The sequence below is a fragment of the Streptomyces sp. NPDC055287 genome (assembly GCF_053646035.1).
In genome coordinates this window covers 54,067-73,016 of record NZ_JBSHNE010000028.1, presented here as the reverse complement: position 1 = coordinate 73,016, position 18,950 = coordinate 54,067, and the positions used below count along the sequence as shown (strand labels likewise).

The window sequence follows — 18,950 nt, the reverse complement described above, 5'->3', positions numbered from 1 at the left end:
ACCCTGATTCTTCCTGTCGGAGGCGGTGGTGGCGAACCCGGGGGCGGACCGGGGTGTCTCACCCGGATTCGGACAGGCCACACACGCGTAAAATGTCGCGGATGGCCTGCTACGTCTTGCTTTCGCGGGGGCCGTCGGGGTCGGGGCGCTCGGCGACCTCGCCCCTTTCGGCCAGATCGGCGGGTTCGCCGGACTCGGCGGTTTGGGCGGACTCGGGGACTTCGGCGGCGTCGGGGGCTTCGGCGCCTTCAGCGGGCGCGGCAGGTGCGGCAGGTGCGGCAGGTGCGGCAGTTTCACCCGAACCGCCTCCGTCGGCCGGAGCGCCCGCCCCAGCCGAGTCACCCGCCTCAGCCGGTTCGGACGGCTTGGCCCTGTCGGTCGACTCGGTCCGCTCGGTCGACTCGGTCCGCTCGGCCGATTCGGTCCGCTCGGCCGATTCGGTCAGTTCTGCCGATTCGGTCAGTTCTGCCAGCACGGCGAAAGTGGCGCCCTGATTGTCGGTGAGCACCGCGATCCGGCCGTACGGCGTATCGAAGGGCTGCGCCTGGACGCGACCGCCGAGCTCCTCGGCCCGCGACGCGGCGCCGTCGCAGTCGTCGACCACGAAATAGATCATGAAGTGGTCGGGCATCTCGACCGGGAACGCGTCCCCCATGACACTGCGGCCACCGATGGCCGTGTCGGGGCCGGGGTCGGCGCCCGCCGGGGACCACGTCCTGAAGTCCTCGCCGTCCTCGCCGAGGTCGAAGCCCTGGAAGCCGAAGACCGTCTCGTAGAACGGGTCGGTCCGGTCCTTGTCGCGCGCGTAGACCTCGGTCCAGCAGAAGGAACCCGGCTGGTCCCGCTTCTCGAAGCCGGCATGGCTGCCCGCCTGCCAGAGGCCGAAGACAGCGCCGCCCGGGTCGGCCGCCGCGGCCGTCGCGCCGAGCGGGGGCACGGGCAGCGGGTCCGTCACCATCTGGCCGCCCGCCTCCCTGATCCGCCGGGCGAGCGCCACCACGTCGTCGGTGGCGAAGTAGACGCCCCAGGCGGTGGGCATACGGCCGTCACGCTTGGGTGCGAGAGCGGCCACCTTCTTGCCGCCGCTGAGGGCGTTGACGAAGGCGGTCTGCCCCGCCCTGCCCGACCATCCCGATCTCGCCCGGTCGTCGATGCCGGGGTCCTCGAAGGTCCAGCCGAACAGCCCACCGTAGAAACGCTTGCCCGCTTCGACGTCGTCCAGCGTCACATCGACCCAGCACGGCACGCCTTCCGCATTTACGGCCATGGGCCCGGATCCTTCCGTCGCGCGGGGCAGGGGCGATGTGTGGTGCCCGTCACACTCAAGCTAACGGGCCACCGCGCTCCACGCAGGGAAACAAATCGAACAACTGACCCCCTATCGGGACGTCACGCCGTGGCGCGCACGGGTTGTCCACCAAAGTTGTCCACAGGCTGTTGATAAGACTATTCGGGTCGGGGCCGGTCGACGGGGTGACAGCGGGTGAGCGACGGGCCGGGGCAGCTGGCCGGTTCCCCATTTGCAGTCGGCCGAATCGCGCTCCGATCACCCCTCGGTAAGCTGACGGCATGACAGGACAAGTACGCACCGTCGACGGCCGCGTGGCCGGACGACGCGGTCAGGCGACGCGGCAGAAGCTGCTCGACTGCCTCAGCGAGATGCTCAGCTCCTCGCCCTACCGCGACGTCAAAGTCATCGATGTGGCCCGGAAGGCGGGTACTTCACCCGCGACGTTCTACCAGTACTTCCCTGACGTGGAGGGCGCCGTCCTCGAAATCGCGGAAGAAATGGCCAAGGAGGGCGCCGGTTTGACCGAACTCGTCTCCGGCCGCTCCTGGGTGGGCAAGGCGGGCTGGGCCACCTCCGAGGAACTTGTCGAGGGCTTCCTCGACTTCTGGCGCAAAAACGACGCCATCCTCCGGGTTGTCGACCTCGGCGCCGCGGAGGGCGACAAGCGGTTCTACAAGATCCGCATGAAAATCCTGAACTCGGTCACCAACTCCCTTACGGACACGGTGAAGGAGCTCCAGTCCAAGGGCAAGGTGGACAAGGACATCAGCCCCGCCGCGATGGCCGGCTCGCTCGTCGCGATGCTGGCGGCGGTCGCCTCGCACCAGAAGGGGTTCCAGACCTGGGGTGTGAAGCAGAACGAACTCCGCCCCAACCTGGCCCTGTTGGTGCATCTGGGCATCACCGGCAAGAAGCCGACGAAGTAGGCCCCGGCCCTCGAACCGCGCGCCCCCGCCGGAGGCAGTGCCCCCAGTCCTGTCTACGCAGCGGCGGCCCCCCACACCGGTCCGCCGCTGCGGCATTTTCAGCGGCTTCGCCGCTCCTCCAGCCGGAAGAGCCGGATCTCCCGCTCCACCCTCGCCTGGTACGTCGCGTACGGCGGCCAGAACTTCAGCACCGCCTGCCACACCGCCTCCCGCTCGGCGCCCTGCAGCAGCCGCGCCCTGACCTCGATGTCCGTGCCCTGCAGGCTGATCCGGGCGTCCGGGTGCTTCATCAGGTTCGCCGTCCAGGCGGGATGCCCCGGCCGGCCGAAGTTGCTCCCGATCAGAATCCAGCTGCCGCTCGCCTCGTCCGGCATGCAGGCAAGCGGCGTGGTGCGGGGCTCGCCGCTCCGGGCGCCCCTCGCCGTGAGGATCACGCCGGGCAGCATGCGGGCGCTCAGCAGCACCCTGCCGCGGGTGAGGCGGTGGACGGCGCGGTCCATGGCCGGGACGAAGTGCGGCGCGACCCTGGCGAAGGTGCGGGTCGAGGACAGCTTCTGCATGAGGCGTACTCCGGGCGGCATCAGGCCGTCACCTCCGGCTCGGCCACTCCCACGGCTTCCCCTTCGGTACGGAAGAACCCCGCGGCCTGCGCCGCGCGTTCACGCAGCCGGTGGACGGGACCGAACAGCAGCTCGTCCGACGCCGCCCGCTTGAAGTAGAGGTGCGCGTCGTGCTCCCAGGTGAAACCGATCCCGCCGTGCAGCTGGACGGCCTCCCCCGCCGTCGTACGCAGTGCCTCGACGGCCTGCGCGAGCGCGAGGCCGCCGGTGGCCGGGTCCCAGGCCGCGTAGTACGCCGCCGAGCGCGCCGCCTGCACCTGCACGTAGAGGTCCGCCAGCCGGTGCTTGACCGCCTGGAAGGAACCGATCGGTCGTCCGAACTGTTCGCGGGTCCTGACGTGGTCGACGGTTCGCTCCAGCGCCTGCGCGGCGGCCCCGACCGCTTCGGCGGCGAGCGCGACGGCGGCGGTACGCCCGGCCTGCGCCAGCGCGCCGGGCACATCGGCGGCGTCGTCGGCGCCCAGCAACTCGCCTGGGGTGTAGCGCAGTTGAATACGGGCCTGCGGCCGGGTCTCGTCCAGGGTGGTCCGGCGTACGCGGACCAGACCGGGCGAGTCGGCCCGCACCAGGAACAACGACGTCCGGCTGCGCGCGAACCCGCCCGTGTGGGCGGCGACGAGCAGCAGGCCGGCGCTGTGCCCGTCGAGCACCTGGGCCGCCTCCCCGTACAGGGTCCAGGTCCCGTCCCGCTCGTCGGACGCCGCACGCCGGGCCTGCACGCCACCGGACCGGCCGCCGCCCGCCCACTCGCCGCCGGTGTTGTCCCCGGTGAGGGCGAGTGCGGCGGAGAGGGCCCCGCCGGGGACGGCGAGGGTGGCGGTCAGCGCGCCGTCGGCGAGGGGCGGGAGCAGGGCGGCGCGCTGGGCGTCCGTACCGAGGGCGGCGATGAGCGGGGCGGCGAGTACGGCGGTGGCGAGCAGCGGTGACGGCAGGAGCGCGCGGCCCGCTTCCTCGCAGGCGAGGGCGAGTTCGACGGTCCCGCAGCCGACTCCGCCGTACGCGGTGGGGAGGGTGAGACCCGGTAGCCCGATCTGTTCGGCGAGCTGCCGCCAGAGGCCGGCGTCGTACCCGGCGGTGGTCCGTACGGCCGACTTCACCTCGTCGGGACCGCTCCGCTTGGCCAGCAGCTCGCGCAGCGTGCGCCGGATCTCGTCCTGCTCCACGGTGAAAGCGGCGTCCATGGAACTCCCTCCCTATCTGACGGGCCGTCATGTTAGGGGTGAGGGGGTGAGATGCACAGGGGTGCGCAGGACGGTTTCCTCCCCGTCGGGCCGGAGCCGCAGGGGTATATCTGATGTACCGTCAGATTTATGCTGCCATCCCACTCCCGCCGCAAGGTAGCCATCGTCGGCACAGCCCTCTCCGACTGCGGACGCGTCGACGACGCCACCCCGTACGCCCTCCACGCCCAGGCCGCCCGCCGCGCCCTCGCCGACTCCGGCCTCGACCGGTCCGTCATCGACGGCTTCGCGTCCGCCGGCCTCGGCACGCTCGCCCCGGCCGAGGTCGCCGAGTACCTGGGGCTGCGGCCGACCTGGGTCGACTCGACCACCGTCGGCGGCTCCACCTGGGAAGTCATGGCCGCACACGCCGCCGACGCGATCGCCGCCGGCCACGCCAACGCCGTACTGCTGGTGTACGGCTCGACCGCCCGCGCCGACATCAAGGCACGGCGCCGCACCTCGAACCTCTCCTTCGGCGCGCGTGGCCCGCTCCAGTTCGAAGTGCCGTACGGGCACACGCTCGTCGCCAAGTACGCGATGGCGGCCCGCCGCCACATGCACGAGTACGGCACGACCCTGGAGCAGCTCGCCGAGGTCGCCGTCCAGGCGCGGGCGAACGCGGCCACGAACCCCGACGCGATGTTCCGCGACCCGGTGACCGTGGACGACGTGCTTTCCGGACCGGTGATCGCCGACCCCTTCACCAAGCTGCACTGCTGCATCCGCAGCGACGGCGGCTGCGCGGTGCTGATGGTGGCGCAGGAGTACGTACCGGATGCCGCGAAGACTCCGGTGTGGGTGCTGGGCTCCGGGACCGCCGTGTCGCACACCACCATGTCCGAGTGGGACGACTTCACCGTCTCCCCGGCGGCCGTCTCCGGGCGCCTCGCCTTCGAGCGGGCTGGCGTGCGCCCCTCGGACATCGATCTCGCCGAGATCTACGACGCCTTCACCTACATGACCCTGGTGACGCTGGAAGATCTCGGCTTCTGCCCGAAGGGCGAGGGCGGCGCCTTCGTGGAGAAGGGCCGGCTGCTGCGCGACGGCGGACTGCCGGTGAACACCGACGGCGGTGGACTGTCCGCCTGCCACCCCGGCATGCGGGGGCTGTTCCTGCTGGTGGAAGCGGTGCGGCAACTGCGTGGCGAGGCGGGCGAGGGCCAGGTCCGCAGGGCGGACGGCGGGATGCCCGAGCTGGCGGTGGCGTCGGGGACGGGCGGCTGGTTCTGCTCGTCGGGGACAGTGGTGCTCGGGCGCACATGAGCGCGGCAGCCCGTAGCCCGTGAGCGCTTGAGCCGGCAGGCCCGCGCGACCGGGAATGGTGTGGGATGGGCCGATGAGCTTCCACGACCTGCTCCGCACCCAGCGCGTCTGGGACACCGGCCTCCCCGCCTTCGACACCGCCGCCGCACCGCCCGAGCCGCTCGCGCTCTTCCACCAGTGGTTCGCCGAGGCCGTCGCCGCCGGACAGCCCGAGCCGCACACGATGAGCCTGGCGACCGTCGACGAGGACGGGCTCCCCGACGTACGGACGCTGATGCTGCACGACGCGGACCCGCGCGGCTGGCACTTCGCGTCCCACGCCACCAGCGCGAAGGGCCGCCAGCTGGCCGCACACCCGCGCGCGGCGCTCGGGTTCTACTGGGCGGCGCAGGGCCGGCAGGTGCGGATCAGGGGCTCGGTGGCCACCGGGTCGCGGGCGGAGAGCCTGGCCGATCTGCACGCGCGGTCGACCGGGGCGCTCGCCTCCGCGCTGGTGGGCCGACAGAGCGACGTACTGCCGGCGTACGAGCAGTTGGTGCACGCGTCGCAGGCCGCCTGGGAGCGGGCGCGGCAGGACCCGGAGGCCGACGCGCCGACCTGGACGCTGTACGTCGTCGAGCCCGCCGAGGTGGAGTTCTTCCAGGGGGACGACATGCGCCGGCACGTGCGGCTGCGGTACCGGCGGGACGGCGCCGGAGAGTGGGCGAGGGAGCTGCTCTGGCCATAGGCGGCCCGCGTGCGCGTCGCCGGGTTCCTACCCCCTCCCGGCGGCGGGCCGGAAGACGGGCACCGCATGCCCGCCCCATTCCCGGAAGGCGGCCTCCAGACCCATGCCGATCCGGAGGTCCGCCTCCCCGCAGCCGACGACTTCCGTCATCATGCGCGGCCCTTCGGCGAGGTCGACCACCGCCGCGACGTACGGCACGCGTTCACCGAAGGGCGGCAGGTCGTTGCGGTGGACGACCGACCAGGTGTAGAGCGTGGCCCGGCCGCTCGCCCGCTCCCAGGCGACGTCCTCGCTCCAGCAGTACGGGCAGAACTCGCGCGGGTAGTGGTGGGGCCTGGCGCAGCCCCGGCAGCGGCGCAGCAGCAGACGGCCTTCGGCGGCGGCGTCCCAGTAGGGACGGGTGAACGCGTCGATGTCGGGCGTCGCCGCGCCGAGCGCGCCTTCGCTCGCACTCGCGGGGCTCGCACTCACAGGAACAGTCCGATCGCGTGGTCGAGGGACCAGGTCTGCCAGGACATGGCGAAGAGGGCGACGAGCGAGATCAGCGCCATCATGGCGTTCTGCCCCTGCTCGGCCCAGTCATGGATCATCAGGACGAGGTAGAGGAGGTTCAGGAGCAGGCCCGCGACCAGCGCGACCGGAGTGAGGAACCCGGTCACCAGGCCCAGCCCGAGGGCAAGTTCGGCGTACACGACGACGTACGCCATCACTTTGGGGCGGGGCGCGACCACGGTGTCGAAGCCGCGCTTCACCGCGGGCCAGGTGTGTTTCCCGGCGACGTCCGCCGCCCAGGCGATGCCCGTACCGCGCTCGAACCAGCCCTTCTTGTCCTTGTGGCGCCAGCTTTCCAGCCACCACAGGCCGAGGCCGATACGCAGGACGGCGAGCCATTGCGCGCCGTCGAGCCAGAGGGTCCGCATTCCGCTCCACCCACCTTCACCCAGCAGATCTGACGGTACGTCAGTTCAACTGATGAGACAGGCCGCGCGCAAGAGGTACGACCCGGCGACTGTCCGTGACCGTTTCGCAACCGATTTCGGTCTTGACCGAGACCCATCAACAACTTCCGTCATTAGGCTGACGAATCATGGCCAATACCACTACCGACCACCCCGTCTACGTCATCGGCGCCGGGCCCGGCGGACTCGCCGCCGCGGCAGCACTGCGCGAGCGGGGCATACGCGCCGTCGTACTGGAGAAGTCCGACTCCGTCGGGGCCTCCTGGCGCGCCCACTACGACCGGCTGCGCCTGCACACGACCCGGCGCCTGTCGGGCCTGCCGGGACTGCCGATGCCGCGCGCCTTCGGGCGGTGGGTGGCGCGGGACGACGTGGTGCGGTATCTGGAGAAGTACGCCGAGCACCACGAGCTGGAGATCGTCACGGGGGTCGAGGTCTCCCGTATCGAGCGCACCGGGCCGGCATCCGGCGAGGACGGCGGCTGGCTGCTGCACGCCACCGGCGGCCGCCGGCTCACCTGCTCGGCGGTGGTGGTCGCGACGGGCTACAACCACACGCCGTACGTCCCCGAGTGGCCCGGCCGCGACACGTACACCGGGGAGTTCGTGCACGCCGGGCGGTACCGCGCCCCACTCCCGTACGAGGGCAAGGACGTCCTGGTCGTCGGCACGGGCAACACCGGCGCCGAGATCGCGGTGGACCTGGTGGAGGGGGGCGCGGCGCGCGTACGCCTGGCCGTGCGCACCGTGCCGCACATAGTGCGCCGCTCGACGGCCGGCTGGCCCGCGCAGGCCACCGGCATTCTCGTACGCCGCCTCCCGGTCCGACTGGTGGACCGCGCCGGTGACCTGATGTGCCGGCTGTCGGTCCCCGACCTCTCGGCCCGGGGCCTGCCGCGTCCCGGCACCGGGCTCTACTCCCGGGTCAGGGAGGGGGCGATCCCGGTGCAGGACGTGGGGCTGGTGGACGCCGTCAAGCGGGGAGCGGTGGAACCGGTGGCGGCGGTCGTGTCCTTCGACGAGGACGAGGTCGTACTGGCGGACGGCACCCGGATCTCGCCGCAGGCGGTGGTCGCGGCCACCGGCTACCGGCGCGCCCTGGACGGCCTGGTGGGCCACCTCGGGGTGCTGGACGGCCGGGGCCGGCCGGTGGTGCACGGCGCGCGCACCCCGCCGAAGGCGCCGGGCCTGTACTTCACGGGGTTCACGAACCCGATCAGCGGCATGTTCCGCGAACTGGCCATCGACGCACGGAAGATCGCCAAGAGGATCGCGGCCGGTCACCGGGGCGCCCGCTGAGCGACCGCGCGCCCAGGGGTGGCCGTCGCCCGTTGGCCGTCACCCGTCTACCAACCGGCCCCCGCCACCTGCTTCGTGGTGGCGTTCAGGCGGTTGAAGAGGTTCGTCACGCCGATGTAGAGCACGAGGCTCGCGAGCTGCTTCTCGTCGTAGTGCCGGGCGGCCTCGTCCCAGATGTCGTCCGGCACCGGCTCCGCCCGGTCGCTCAGGCGGGTGGCGGCCTCCGAAAGGGCCAGTGCGGCGCGTTCGGCGTCGGTGAAGTAGGGCGTCTCCCGCCAGGCCGCCACGGCGAAGAGGCGCTCGTCGCTCTCTCCCGCCTTCCGCGCGCTGCGCACGCCGCCGTCGACGCACACCCCGCAGCCGTTGATCTGGCTCGCCCGCAGGTGCACCAGCTCCAGCGTCCCCTCCGGTACGCCGCCCTTCCTCGCGGCCTTGAGCACGCCGAGGATCGCGGGCATGGCCTCGGGGATGACCACGGCGGGGTTCGGCATCCGTGCCTGCATGATTGTTCTCCTTCATGTTTGTTCGTTATTTGGTTCGTTACTGCACTGACGGAACTCGCGCGAGGAATGTGACCGATGGACGACCACGACTTTCTGGCGGAGCGCTTCGAGGCCCATCGCGGGCACCTGCGCGCTGTCGCCTACCGGATGCTGGGCTCGCTGAGCGAGGCGGACGACGCCGTCCAGGAGGCATGGCTGAAGCTCAGCCGCTCCGACACCACCGAGGTCGCGAACCTCGGCGGCTGGCTCACGACCGTGGTGGGGCGGGTGTGCCTGGACATGCTGCGTTCGCGCACGTCACGGCGCGAGGACCCCTTTGACGTACACGAGTACGCACATGTGCCGGACCCCGTGGTCGGCCGGGCCGACAAGGCCGATCCCGAGCACCAGGCGCTGCTCGCCGACTCCGTCGGCCTCGCGCTCCTGGTCGTGCTGGACTCGCTCCCGCCCGCCGAGCGGCTCGCGTTCGTCCTGCACGACATGTTCGCCGTGCCCTTCGACGACATCGCCCCCGTCGTCGAGCGCACCCCGGCCGCGACCCGGCAGCTGGCGAGCCGGGCCCGGCGCCGGGTCCAGGGGTCGCCGCCGCCGGAGGCCGACCTCGGCCGTCAGCGGCAGGTCGTCGACGCCTTCCTCGCCGCCTCGCGCGGGGGCGACTTCGAGGCACTGCTCTCGCTCCTGGACCCGGACGTCGTCCTGCGGGCCGACGCCGGCGCCGTGACGCCCGGGACCGCGGGGACCCTCTTCGCGTCCAGGGTGGCCCGGGGTGCGCGGGCCGTGGTCGAGCAGGCGCTCATGTTCTCCCGGTTCTCCCCGTACGCACGGCCGGTGCTCGTCAACGGGACGATCGGGGTCGTCACGGTGCTGGACGGGGAGGCGTACTCGATCACGCACCTCACGATCAGGGCGGGGAAGATCGCCGAGATGAACATCCTGGCCGACCGCGATCGTCTGAGCCGACTCGCGCTGCCCACCCTCGACGACTGACACGGGTCGCGCGGTCTCACGGGTCTTCACGGGTCTTCACGCGTTGCCAGGGGCCTTCAGGGGGCTTCCAGGTCTCCAGGGCGCCTTCAGGGGTCTTGACGAAGCTCCGACCCGGGTAGGACTGGGTGCGGGGACGAGCGCGGCTTTCCGTGCCCGTCCCCGCACACCGCCCCCGCTCGCCCGCAGGCTTTGCCCGCCGGACTGTTCCTGACGCGCCGTCAGTTCAGTAATCTGACTACGCGTCAGTTACGTTGGCCGACGAGCAGGAGCGGGCTGAGACATGCTTGGATCTACCCACGGCACCCTGACCACCGATCTCCGCGCCCGCGTCGTGGCCTGCGGGGAGGCTCCCCACGCCGCCGTCCACGACACGGCGACCCCCGCCGCGACCGCGGCCGGAGACCTCGACGTCAGCGGCCGGCCGCTGCACGCCGCCGTCCCCGACCTCGACCGGTTCTTCCGGCCCGGGTCGGTGGCCGTCGTAGGCGCCTCCGACGCGGAGGGCAGGCCCAACACCGGCATCACCCGGCAGCTGATCGCCTGGGCCGAGCGGGTCGGCGCCCGACTGCACCCCGTCCACCCCACGCGCGCGTCCGTCTTCGGGCTGCCCTGCGTGCCCTCCGTCCGCGACCTGCCCGAGCAGGTCGACCTGGCCGTGCTGCTGGTCGGCGATCCCGTCCCGGTGGTCGGGGAACTCGGCGAGGCCAAGGTCAGGTTCGCCGTGGCCTTCGCGTCCGGCTTCGCCGAGACGGGCGAGGCAGGCGCCGCCGCCCAGACGCGGCTGGCCGCCGCGGTCGAGCGGTCCGGCGTACGGCTGCTCGGGCCGAACACCAACCTCAACGCCTTCGAGAGGTTCCGCGACGACCTCGAAGGTCCCGCCATCGCCCTCATCACCCAGTCCGGCCACCAGGGCCGCCCCCTGCACGCGCTCCAGGAGCTCGGCATACGCCTCTCCCACTGGGCGCCCACCGGCAACGAGGCCGACCTGGAGACCGCCGACTTCATCTCGTACTTCGCCCAGCAGCCGGAGGTCGGGGCCATCGCGTGCTACGTCGAGGGCCTCAAGGACGGCCGTTCCTTCCTGCTCGCCGCCGACCGGGCCGCGCGGGCACGGGTGCCGGTCGTCGCGGTCAAGGTGGGACGTACGGAACGGGGCGCCCGGACGGCCGCCTCGCACACCGGCAAACTCACCGGCGCAGACGAAGTGGTGGACGCGGCGATGCGCCAGTTCGGAGTGATCCGGGTCGATGGACTAGACGAACTCCAGGACACAGCGGCCCTGTTGGCGCGGGCGCGGAAGCCGGTGGCCGACGGGGTCGTCGTCTACTCGATCTCGGGCGGCACGGGCGCGCACTTCGCGGACCTGGCGACGGCGGCGGGACTGCGGCTGCCGGAGCTCCCGGCGGCCAGGCAGGCCGAACTGCACGAGTGGATACCCGACTACCTGAGCGTCTCGAACCCCGTCGACAACGGCGGCCACCCGGTCGGCGACTGGCGCGGCCGCAAAATCATCGACGCCATTCTGGCCGACCCGGCGGTGGGCGTCCTCATCTGCCCGATCACCGGCCCCTTCCCCCCGATGAGCGACAGGCTGGCCCAGGACCTGGCCGACGCGGCCGAGGCGACGGACAAGCTGGTGTGCGTGGTGTGGGGTTCGCCGGTCGGGACGGAGTCGGCGTACCGCGAGACGCTGCTCGGATCGTCGCGGGTCGCCACCTTCCGCACCTTCGGCAACTGCATCTCCGCCGTCCGCGCCTACCTGGCCCATCACCGCTTCACGGCTTGCTACCGCTCCCCCTTCGACGACGCCCCGCGCACGCCGTCCCCCTCCTTCCGCAAGGCGCAGGCCCTGATGCGCCCCGGCGAGCAGCTGAGCGAGCACGCGGCGAAGCAGCTCCTGCGGGCGTACGGCATCCGCGTACCCCGCGAACAGCTGGTGACCAGCGCGGCGGCGGCGGTCCGGGCGGCGGGGCTCGTCGGCTACCCGGTGGTGATGAAGGCGTCCGGCCCGCGGCTCGCGCACAAGAGCGAGCTGGGCCTGGTGAAGGTCGGCCTGACCTCCGCCAGCCAGATCCGCGACGCGTACCGCGAGCTGACGGACATCGCGCGGTACGAGGGGATCCAGCTGGACGGCGTCCTGGTGTGCCAGATGGTGGAGCGGGGCGTCGAGATGATGGTCGGGGTGACGCAGGACGCGTTGTTCGGGCCGACGGTGACGGTGGGGCTCGGCGGCGTACTGGTGGAGGTGCTCCGCGACGCGTCGGTGCGGGTGCCGCCGTTCGGCGAGGACCAGGCGCGGGCCATGCTCGCCGAACTGCGCGGTCACGCGTTGCTGGAGGGCGTACGGGGGGCGCCCCCGGCCGATGTGGACGCATTGGTGGAGGTCGTGCTGCGGGTCCAGCGGATGGCCCTGGAACTGGGCGACGACCTGTCGGAACTGGACATCAACCCCCTGATGATCCTGCCGCGCGGGCAGGGGGCGGTGGCACTGGACGCGTTGGCCGTGTGCCGGTGAGGTGGGCGGCGGCGGGGGCGGTTCCGCTGCGCGGGGCTTTCCCCGGAAGGTACGGCAAGCGTTCGGCCCGTCCCGCGTTCGAGGACACGCCCGCAGGGCGCCCGTGGTCCGGGGCCTGCCCCGGTTCGGGAAGGGGCGGGTAGCGGGAACAGCGCCGCAGCCAACCCGCACCGCCCGGCCCCCCGCAACCCGCACACGCGCCGCAACCCCAGCCCACCCCACCCCACCCACCAGGAGCCCGCCCATGACGACCGACTCCCCCCTCGCCCCCGGCGACGACTCCCCCGATCAATCGATCCGGCACGCCACGGACAACAACGTCTCGTGGATCACCCTCAACCGCCCCGCCGCCATGAACGCCCTCACCCCCCACCAGCGCGACCGGGTCGTCTCGCTGCTCGCCGCCGCATCCGCCGACCCCGCCGTGCGCGCCGTCGTCATCACCGCCACCGGCAAGGGATTCTGCGCGGGCGCGGACCTGCGCGGAGCTTCGGCCGGCAGCGGCGGGGACCGGGTGGCCGGGGACGTCGCCCGTACGATCCGACTCGGCGCGCAGCGGCTCGTCAGCGCCGTCCTGGACTGCGAGAAGCCGGTGATCGCCGCCGTGAACGGCACCGCCGCCGGCATCGGTGCCCACCTCGCGTTCGCGTGCGATCTCGTACTGGCCGCCCAGTCCGCCACGTTCATCGAAGTCTTCGTACGACGCGGCCTGGTCCCGGACGGCGGAGGTGCGTACCTGCTGCCCCGCCTCGTCGGCCCGCAGCGCGCCAAGGAGCTGATGTTCTTCGGCGACGCGGTCCCGGCCGCCGAAGCTGAGCGGATGGGCCTGGTCAACCGTGTGGTGCCGGACGCGGAACTGACCGGGACCGCCCGCGCCTGGGCCGAGCGCCTGGCGGGTGGCCCGACCCGTTCGATCGCGCTCGCCAAGCAGTTGGTCAACGCCTCCCTCGACGTCGACCGAGCGACCGCCTTCGCCGCCGAGGCATCCGCCCAGGAGATCAACATGACGACGGTCGACGCGAACGAGGGCGTGTCGAGCTTCGTGGAGCGGCGCACGCCCAAGTACCGGGGCCTCTAGGTCCGCAGCCAGCCCTCACCCCAACCCCCACCCCGGCGCCCCGCCGCACGTCAGTCCCGGTACACCACCAGCTCCGCCAGGCTGCCGCCCCCGGTCGCACCGCCCGGCGTGAAGTGCACGGTGGGCGAGTCGTCATGGTCCCCCGTCCGCAGCACCTCGCCCGCCCCCGGCACACACGCCTCGCAATCGCCGCCGCGCCGCATGCGCAGGGTCAGCCGCTCGTCCGGGCCGCTCGCGGTCCGCCACGTGCCGCGCTCCCGGCAGTCGCCCCGGCGCACCGTGTACGTACCGTCCGTGTCCACCACGAGGAACGCGCCCTTGCCCGCACCCGCCTCGATCCAGCTCCCGGTGAAGTCCCGGGCGGTGAAGTACGGCGGTACGTGGAGCGCCTCCACCGTCGGCACCAGCAGCCACGACACGCACGCCGGCCCCACGCCCGCCGCGACCGCTCCCCCGCGCCGCACCCGTCCCGCCGCCGCCCATGCCGCCGCGGCCGGTACCGCGAAGGCCACGCAGAGGATCACCCAGGCCTCGCCGTACGGCAGATACGGCGCCGGCCGGAGCAGCGCGCCTGCCGCCGCCACGACGGGGACATACACCACCGGCGCACCCCGATAGGACCTGCCCGTCCTGGGGTCGGCCGTCACCCACCACAGCCCGCCGAGCACCGCGAGCGTGCCCACGGCCCCTGGCAGGGCTCCGGCACGCAGCACCGCCGACAGCGCCGCCCCGTAGTCGCTCTCGTACGGACTCGCACGCGGCCCGGCCACCGCCATGGCCCAGGCCAGGACCAGCACTTCCCCGATCAGGGCCAGGCCAGCCCGCCGCCGCCCTGCGCCACACCCTCATCCCGCACCCCTCTCGTCACCACGGACGCTGCCGCCCCGCCGGGGTTGCGGCAGCCGGGCGCGGCAGGGGCGCACCCTTCCCATCTGACGGTCCGTCAGCTTCAATGAGTGGTGTGATGGGACACGCAGGGATGGCGGTCACCGCCGTCCGATACCTCAGGTCGGTCGGCGCCCCCACGGTCGCCGAACCCTACGACGCGCTCCCGCGCCCCGACCTGCGGGCCGTCGGCGAGGACGAGCGGCTGCCGGTCGACCCGGCCGAATTCCGGTCCGTACTGGGCCACTTCGCCAGCGGGGTCACCGTCATCACGGCGCCCGCCGTCGGCCCCGAGGAGCCCGCCGCCGGTTTCGCCTGCCAGTCCTTCGCCTCGCTGTCCCTCGACCCGCCCCTGGTCACCTTCATGGTCGCCCGTACGTCCACCACCTGGCCGCGCATAGCCCGCGCCGGCGTCTTCTGCGTCAACATCCTCGGCGCGGACCAGGGCGGACTGTGCCGGGGCTTCGCGGTGAGCGGGGCGGACAAGTTCGCGGGCGTCGGGTACGAGCCGGCGCCCGTCACCGGGTCACCGTTGCTCGACTCCGTACCGGCCTGGATCGACTGCCGCATCCAGACCGTGCACACGGGCGGCGACCACCTGATCGTGGTCGGCAGGGTGGAGGCGCTGGGCGGGGCCGCCGACGGGGAGCCCCTGCTCTTCCACCGGGGCAGGTTCGGCCGGTTCAGCGCGTGAGCCGCTCAACGCCCTCGGCACCGGCCTCTGTCCCGGCCCCGGGGGTGACAGGGGGCGCCAGGGTGGGGATGTGCCTCCTGCGGATCATCAGTGACATCAGCGCAGCCGCCGCGCACAGCGCCCCCGCCGCGTACCAGACCACGTCGTACGAACCGAACGCGTCCCGCGCCACAGCGCCCGCGACGGCGACCGCGGCCGCGCCCACCTGGTGCGAGGCGAGTACCCAGCCGAAGACGATCGCCGAGTCCTCGCCGTACTGCTCGCGGCACAGCGCGAGGGTCGGCGGAACCGTGGCCACCCAGTCCAGGCCGTAGAAGACGATGAAGAAGAGCATCGGAGGGTGAACGCTCGGAGCCATCAGCATCGGCAGGAAGAGCAGCGAGATGCCGCGCAGCGCGTAGTACACGGCCAGCAGGCGGCGCGCCTCGAAACGGTCGGTCAGCCAGCCGGAGGCGATCGTGCCGATGACGTCGAAGACACCGATGACGGCCAGGAGTGAGGCGGCGGCGGTGATCGGCATGCCGTGGTCGTGGGCCGAGGGGATGAAGTGGGTGCGGACTAGCCCGTTCGTCGAGGCGCCGCAGATGGCGAACGTTCCCGCCAGCAGCCAGAACGGCCCGGTCTTCGCCGCCGCGAAGAGCACCGTGACCGCGCGCTTCGCCGCGCCCGTCTGCGGCGCCGGCTTGGGTACGTACTCCCCGCCGTACGGCGCGAGCCCCACGTCCGCAGGGTGGTCGCGCAGCAGCAGCCAGACGAACGGGACCACGACGAGCGCGACGAGCGCGACCGTGGCGGATGCGGGCTGCCAGCCGTGTTCCTCGACGATCCAGGCGCAGAGCGGGAGAAAGACCAGCTGGCCGGACGCGCCCGCGGCCGTCAGGACACCGGTGACAAGGCCCCTGCGCTCGACGAACCAGCGGTTGGTGACCGTGGCCGAGAAGGCCATCGCCATCGAGCCGGTGCCGAGGCCGACGAGCAGGCCCCAGTAGAGCATCAGCTGCCAGCTGGCCGTCATCCAGACGCTGAGCAGCGAGCCTGCCGCGACCATGCTCAGCGCCACGGCCACCACCTTGCGCATGCCGAAGCGGTCCATGAGCGCGGCGGCGAACGGCGCGGTCAGGCCGTACAGCGCCATGTTGATGGAAACCGCGAATCCGACCTCGCCGCGCGACCAGTCGAACCACTCGTGCAGCGGGTCGATCAGCAGGCCCGGCAGGGAGTTGAACGCGGCGCCGCCGGTGATCGTCACAAAGGCGACTGCCGCGACGAACCAGGCTCGGTGGATCCGAACCGGGCGGGCCGGGCGGCGGGATCCGGCCGGCCCGGGGGCGGCGTGCGGGGCGGCATCGGTCGTCTGGGTCACGTCACTCAGCTTCGGTGCCGCCGGGATCGCGGGCGAGTGGCCCGGCGGCCAGCGTTCGCAAGGATCGGGACACGGCGGGACGCGCGGGGACGAAGCTCCTCAGCCTCGGCCTCCGGCCGCACGACGTCGGCCTCAGCCCACCCGCCTCGGCCCACCGGCGTCACCTCCACCCGCCTCGGCCTATCCGCCCGAGCTCCCGGATCGGCCGGGCTCCCAGCAGCACCCCGACCACCAGCACCATGACCGCGGCCCCCGCCAGCAGCACCGTGTCCGCGCCCACCGCCTCCGCGACCGGACCCGCCAGTGCCCGTCCCGCCGCCATCATGAGCAGCGATCCGGACACGTCGTACGCGTGCAGGCGGTTCAGCGCCTCGTCGGGGACGTGCGTCTGGACCGTCGTCGACCACATCACCAGCCAGAAGGCGGATGCCGCGCCCGCGATGAACTGACCCGTCCCCAGCGCGAGTACGGACATGTCCAGCCCCAGCACCACCAGGTTCACCACGATCCCGAGCAGCGCCACCGCCCCCGCCGCCAGCGGACGCCCCGGCCGCAGGCGCAGTGCCAGCAGGCCGCCCGCGACGCTGCCCGCGCCCTGGACCGCCATCAGGGCGCCGTACATCCCTGAGCCGTGGGCCTCGGTCACCAGGACGGCCGTCAGCGGCAGCATCGGGCCGGCGACGGTCAGTCCGTACACCGTCCAGATCGCGATGACGCCCCACAGCCAGCTGCGCGCGGTGAACTCGCGCCAGCCGTCGATCAGTTCGGCCATGAGCGAGCCGCGCTCCAGCGGGTGGCCGACCGGCGGCAGCCGCAGCAGGAACAGGCAGACTCCACTCACCCCGAAGGTCGCGGCGTTCGCGGCGAAGACGGCTCCCGCGCCACCGGACAGGCCTGCCACGAGCCCGGCGAAGGCCGGACCCGCCATGGTCATGAGCGCCTCACACACCCGCAGGAGCGCGTTCGCCCGCTGTACGTCGTGCGCGATGCGCGGCACGATCGAAGCGACGCCGGGCTGGAAGAGCGCGGCGCCGACGCCGCTGACCGCGCTCAGCCCGTACACCACCCACACCGACGGATCGCCGGCCGCGAAGGAGAGCGCGAGCACCGACGCACCGACCAGCCGCAGACCGTCCGCGACGATCATCATCCGGCGCGGCGTGAAGCGGTCCGCGAGAACGCCGCCGAAAAGGACCAGCACCGCGAAGGGACCGATCCACGCGGCGAGCGCGTAGCCGACGGACGAGCCGGGGTGGCCCGCGCCGAGCAGGCCTGCGGCGAGGGCGACCGGGACCATGCCGTCGCCGAAGACGGCGACCGTACGGGCCACGAAGAAGAGCCGGAAGTTACGGTTCCAGAGGCCTCGGGGGGCCACTGACGGCGTACGCGTCGTCTCGGGAATGTCCTGGGCTGCTGCGCGCTTGTCCGTCACAGCGGAGACATGTACCAGCTTGAGGTCTATACCAGCCAGTGAATAAGAGGGTGGAGGGGCAGCCAATGAACAAGGAACGTCACGCGGTGCCGCACCGCGTAGTCGTCCTCGCGCTCGACGGGCTGCTCCCCTTCGAACTCGGTATCCCGCACCGCATTTTCGGCCGTGCGAAGGACCCGTCGGGCGAGCTCCTCTACGAGATCGTGACGTGTTCGGTCCGACCGCCGGGCCCGGTCCGCACGGACGCCGACTTCTCCATCGCCGTCGAGCACGGCCCCGAGGCGCTGGCCACCGCCGACACCGTCGTGATCCCCGCGTCGTACGAGCTCGGCCCGGTCTACGACCAGGGCGTACTGACCGATGACCTCGAGGCCGCCTTCACCTTCGTACGCCCCGGCACCCGCATGGTCTCCATCTGCACCGGCGGCTACGTCCTGGCGGCGGCGGGCTACCTCGACGGCCGGCCCGCCACCACGCACTGGTCGTCGGCCGAGCACTTCCAGCGGCTGTTCCCGTCGGTCAGGGTCGACGCGGACGTGCTGTTCATCGACAACGGTGACGTCCTGACCTCCGCCGGGGTGGCCGCCGGGCTCGACCTCTGCCTGCACATCGTGCGGCGCGACCACGGCAGCGGCGTCGCCAACGAGGTGGCCCGCCGCACCGTCGTACCGCCGCACCGGGACGGCGGCCAGGCCCAGTACATCCACCGCCCGGTGCCCGAACCCCAGCTGGCGACCACCACGGCGGCGCGGGCATGGGCACTCGGCCGGCTCCACGAACCGATCCAGCTCCGCGACATGGCCGAGCAGGAGTCGATGTCGGTACGGACGTTCACGCGGCGCTTCCGCGAGGAGGCCGGGATCAGCCCCGGCCAGTGGCTGGCCCAGCAGCGCGTGGAGCGGGCCCGGCACCTTCTGGAGTCCAGCGACCTGTCCATCGACCAGGTCGCCCGAGCCGCCGGCTTCGGCACGGCGACCTCACTGCGCCAGCACCTGCAGGCGGCGCTCGGCGTACCCCCGACCGTCTACCGCCGCACGTTCCGCGCCACGACGAGCCACTCGGACGCGGGAGGCGACGACGCAGGAGGCGGCAACGCGGGAGGCGGCAGCGCCCTCAAGACCACCACCGCATGATGTCGAGCGCCGGAGTTCAGGCGCCGCCCACAGCCCCGGCGCCGGAGATCCCA

General features: G+C 72.4%; 17 protein-coding genes and 1 pseudogene. 9 read left to right on the top strand and 9 right to left on the bottom strand.

Translation table 11 applies throughout. The features are described 5' to 3' along the window. Positions 1–469: 469 nt before the first annotated feature. Positions 470–1,267, bottom strand: a pseudogene (locus ACWIHY_RS30455) (VOC family protein); the annotation flags it as partial. A 302-nt stretch (positions 1,268–1,569) separates the two neighbouring features. Between ACWIHY_RS30455 and ACWIHY_RS30450 the strand changes: the two are divergent. Continuing rightward, positions 1,570–2,217 carry a TetR family transcriptional regulator gene (locus ACWIHY_RS30450; RefSeq protein ID WP_454379193.1) on the top strand — a complete coding sequence of 216 codons (648 nt, stop codon included), beginning with the start codon at positions 1,570–1,572 and terminating at the stop codon, positions 2,215–2,217. 98 nt (positions 2,218–2,315) lie between these two features. Here ACWIHY_RS30450 and ACWIHY_RS30445 read toward each other — a convergent pair whose 3' ends face one another. Continuing rightward, positions 2,316–2,798, bottom strand: coding sequence for a nitroreductase family deazaflavin-dependent oxidoreductase (locus ACWIHY_RS30445; protein ID WP_454379192.1), 483 nt, complete (start codon positions 2,796–2,798; stop codon positions 2,316–2,318). Beyond that, on the bottom strand, positions 2,798–4,018 hold the full coding sequence (locus ACWIHY_RS30440) for an acyl-CoA dehydrogenase family protein (protein ID WP_454379191.1): 1,221 nt from the start codon (positions 4,016–4,018) through the stop codon (positions 2,798–2,800). The genes ACWIHY_RS30445 and ACWIHY_RS30440 overlap by 1 nt, the downstream gene beginning before the upstream one ends. Before the next feature lie 129 nt (positions 4,019–4,147). On the opposite strand from ACWIHY_RS30440, the gene ACWIHY_RS30435 reads away from it, so the two are divergent. Both ACWIHY_RS30435 and ACWIHY_RS30430 read left to right on the top strand, forming a co-directional pair. Then, entirely contained in the window at positions 4,148–5,323 is a 1,176-nt protein-coding gene (locus ACWIHY_RS30435) for a thiolase C-terminal domain-containing protein (RefSeq protein ID WP_454379190.1), read from the top strand. A 73-nt stretch (positions 5,324–5,396) separates the two neighbouring features. Continuing rightward, entirely contained in the window at positions 5,397–6,050 is a 654-nt protein-coding gene (locus ACWIHY_RS30430) for a pyridoxine/pyridoxamine 5'-phosphate oxidase (protein WP_454379189.1), read from the top strand. A 27-nt stretch (positions 6,051–6,077) separates the two neighbouring features. Here the strand turns inward: ACWIHY_RS30430 and ACWIHY_RS30425 are convergent, their stop codons facing one another. Both ACWIHY_RS30425 and ACWIHY_RS30420 read right to left on the bottom strand, forming a co-directional pair. Beyond that, positions 6,078–6,521 carry a Zn-ribbon domain-containing OB-fold protein gene (locus tag ACWIHY_RS30425; RefSeq protein ID WP_454379188.1) on the bottom strand — a complete coding sequence of 148 codons (444 nt, stop codon included), beginning with the start codon at positions 6,519–6,521 and terminating at the stop codon, positions 6,078–6,080. Next, a complete protein-coding gene (locus ACWIHY_RS30420; protein ID WP_454379187.1) occupies positions 6,518–6,970 on the bottom strand; it encodes a DoxX family protein in 453 nt (150 codons plus the stop codon). The genes ACWIHY_RS30425 and ACWIHY_RS30420 overlap by 4 nt, the downstream gene beginning before the upstream one ends. A gap of 167 nt (positions 6,971–7,137) precedes the next feature. On the opposite strand from ACWIHY_RS30420, the gene ACWIHY_RS30415 reads away from it, so the two are divergent. After that, positions 7,138–8,307 carry a flavin-containing monooxygenase gene (locus tag ACWIHY_RS30415; protein WP_454379186.1) on the top strand — a complete coding sequence of 390 codons (1,170 nt, stop codon included), beginning with the start codon at positions 7,138–7,140 and terminating at the stop codon, positions 8,305–8,307. Between the two features lie 47 nt (positions 8,308–8,354). Here ACWIHY_RS30415 and ACWIHY_RS30410 read toward each other — a convergent pair whose 3' ends face one another. Beyond that, the gene (locus tag ACWIHY_RS30410) at positions 8,355–8,810 is read right to left on the bottom strand and encodes a carboxymuconolactone decarboxylase family protein (RefSeq protein ID WP_454379185.1); all 456 of its coding nucleotides are present in this window, start codon (positions 8,808–8,810) and stop codon (positions 8,355–8,357) included. A 75-nt stretch (positions 8,811–8,885) separates the two neighbouring features. On the opposite strand from ACWIHY_RS30410, the gene ACWIHY_RS30405 reads away from it, so the two are divergent. From ACWIHY_RS30405 to ACWIHY_RS30395, 3 genes are all read left to right on the top strand, one after another. After that, positions 8,886–9,797, top strand: coding sequence for a sigma-70 family RNA polymerase sigma factor (locus ACWIHY_RS30405; RefSeq protein WP_454379184.1), 912 nt, complete (start codon positions 8,886–8,888; stop codon positions 9,795–9,797). A 280-nt stretch (positions 9,798–10,077) separates the two neighbouring features. Further along, positions 10,078–12,312, top strand: a complete 2,235-nt coding sequence (locus tag ACWIHY_RS30400; RefSeq protein ID WP_454379183.1) for an acetate--CoA ligase family protein — start codon at positions 10,078–10,080, stop codon at positions 12,310–12,312. Between the two features lie 244 nt (positions 12,313–12,556). Next, positions 12,557–13,390, top strand: coding sequence for an enoyl-CoA hydratase/isomerase family protein (locus ACWIHY_RS30395; RefSeq protein WP_454379182.1), 834 nt, complete (start codon positions 12,557–12,559; stop codon positions 13,388–13,390). Between the two features lie 50 nt (positions 13,391–13,440). Here the strand turns inward: ACWIHY_RS30395 and ACWIHY_RS30390 are convergent, their stop codons facing one another. Continuing rightward, positions 13,441–14,187, bottom strand: a complete 747-nt coding sequence (locus ACWIHY_RS30390) for a hypothetical protein (RefSeq protein ID WP_454379181.1) — start codon at positions 14,185–14,187, stop codon at positions 13,441–13,443. Between the two features lie 182 nt (positions 14,188–14,369). Here ACWIHY_RS30390 and ACWIHY_RS30385 point away from each other — a divergent pair, with 182 nt between their 5' ends. After that, complete coding sequence (locus tag ACWIHY_RS30385; protein ID WP_454379209.1) at positions 14,370–14,969, top strand: flavin reductase family protein; 600 nt, start codon at positions 14,370–14,372, stop codon at positions 14,967–14,969. Here the strand turns inward: ACWIHY_RS30385 and ACWIHY_RS30380 are convergent. Next, a complete protein-coding gene (locus ACWIHY_RS30380) occupies positions 14,959–16,332 on the bottom strand; it encodes an MFS transporter (protein WP_454379180.1) in 1,374 nt (457 codons plus the stop codon). The genes ACWIHY_RS30385 and ACWIHY_RS30380 overlap by 11 nt on opposite strands. 160 nt (positions 16,333–16,492) lie before the next feature. Next, positions 16,493–17,734 (bottom strand): MFS transporter, encoded by a 1,242-nt coding sequence (locus tag ACWIHY_RS30375; protein WP_454379208.1) that lies wholly within the window; start codon positions 17,732–17,734, stop codon positions 16,493–16,495. 95 nt (positions 17,735–17,829) lie between these two features. Here ACWIHY_RS30375 and ACWIHY_RS30370 point away from each other — a divergent pair, with 95 nt between their 5' ends. Beyond that, positions 17,830–18,897 carry a GlxA family transcriptional regulator gene (locus ACWIHY_RS30370; RefSeq protein WP_454379179.1) on the top strand — a complete coding sequence of 356 codons (1,068 nt, stop codon included), beginning with the start codon at positions 17,830–17,832 and terminating at the stop codon, positions 18,895–18,897. Positions 18,898–18,950: the final 53 nt, after the last annotated feature.

What these genes read in the sequence shown, in the direction of transcription:
- ACWIHY_RS30450 (WP_454379193.1), top strand. Translation starts at nt 1,570, where the DNA reads ATGACAGGACAAGTACGCACCGTCGACGGCCGCGTGGCCGGACGACGC.
- ACWIHY_RS30445 (WP_454379192.1), bottom strand. Translation starts at nt 2,798, where the DNA reads ATGCCGCCCGGAGTACGCCTCATGCAGAAGCTGTCCTCGACCCGCACC.
- ACWIHY_RS30440 (WP_454379191.1), bottom strand. Translation starts at nt 4,018, where the DNA reads ATGGACGCCGCTTTCACCGTGGAGCAGGACGAGATCCGGCGCACGCTG.
- ACWIHY_RS30435 (WP_454379190.1), top strand. Translation starts at nt 4,148, where the DNA reads ATGCTGCCATCCCACTCCCGCCGCAAGGTAGCCATCGTCGGCACAGCC.
- ACWIHY_RS30430 (WP_454379189.1), top strand. Translation starts at nt 5,397, where the DNA reads ATGAGCTTCCACGACCTGCTCCGCACCCAGCGCGTCTGGGACACCGGC.
- ACWIHY_RS30420 (WP_454379187.1), bottom strand. Translation starts at nt 6,970, where the DNA reads ATGCGGACCCTCTGGCTCGACGGCGCGCAATGGCTCGCCGTCCTGCGT.
- ACWIHY_RS30415 (WP_454379186.1), top strand. Translation starts at nt 7,138, where the DNA reads ATGGCCAATACCACTACCGACCACCCCGTCTACGTCATCGGCGCCGGG.
- ACWIHY_RS30410 (WP_454379185.1), bottom strand. Translation starts at nt 8,810, where the DNA reads ATGCAGGCACGGATGCCGAACCCCGCCGTGGTCATCCCCGAGGCCATG.
- ACWIHY_RS30405 (WP_454379184.1), top strand. Translation starts at nt 8,886, where the DNA reads ATGGACGACCACGACTTTCTGGCGGAGCGCTTCGAGGCCCATCGCGGG.
- ACWIHY_RS30400 (WP_454379183.1), top strand. Translation starts at nt 10,078, where the DNA reads ATGCTTGGATCTACCCACGGCACCCTGACCACCGATCTCCGCGCCCGC.
- ACWIHY_RS30395 (WP_454379182.1), top strand. Translation starts at nt 12,557, where the DNA reads ATGACGACCGACTCCCCCCTCGCCCCCGGCGACGACTCCCCCGATCAA.
- ACWIHY_RS30385 (WP_454379209.1), top strand. Translation starts at nt 14,370, where the DNA reads ATGGCGGTCACCGCCGTCCGATACCTCAGGTCGGTCGGCGCCCCCACG.
- ACWIHY_RS30370 (WP_454379179.1), top strand. Translation starts at nt 17,830, where the DNA reads ATGAACAAGGAACGTCACGCGGTGCCGCACCGCGTAGTCGTCCTCGCG.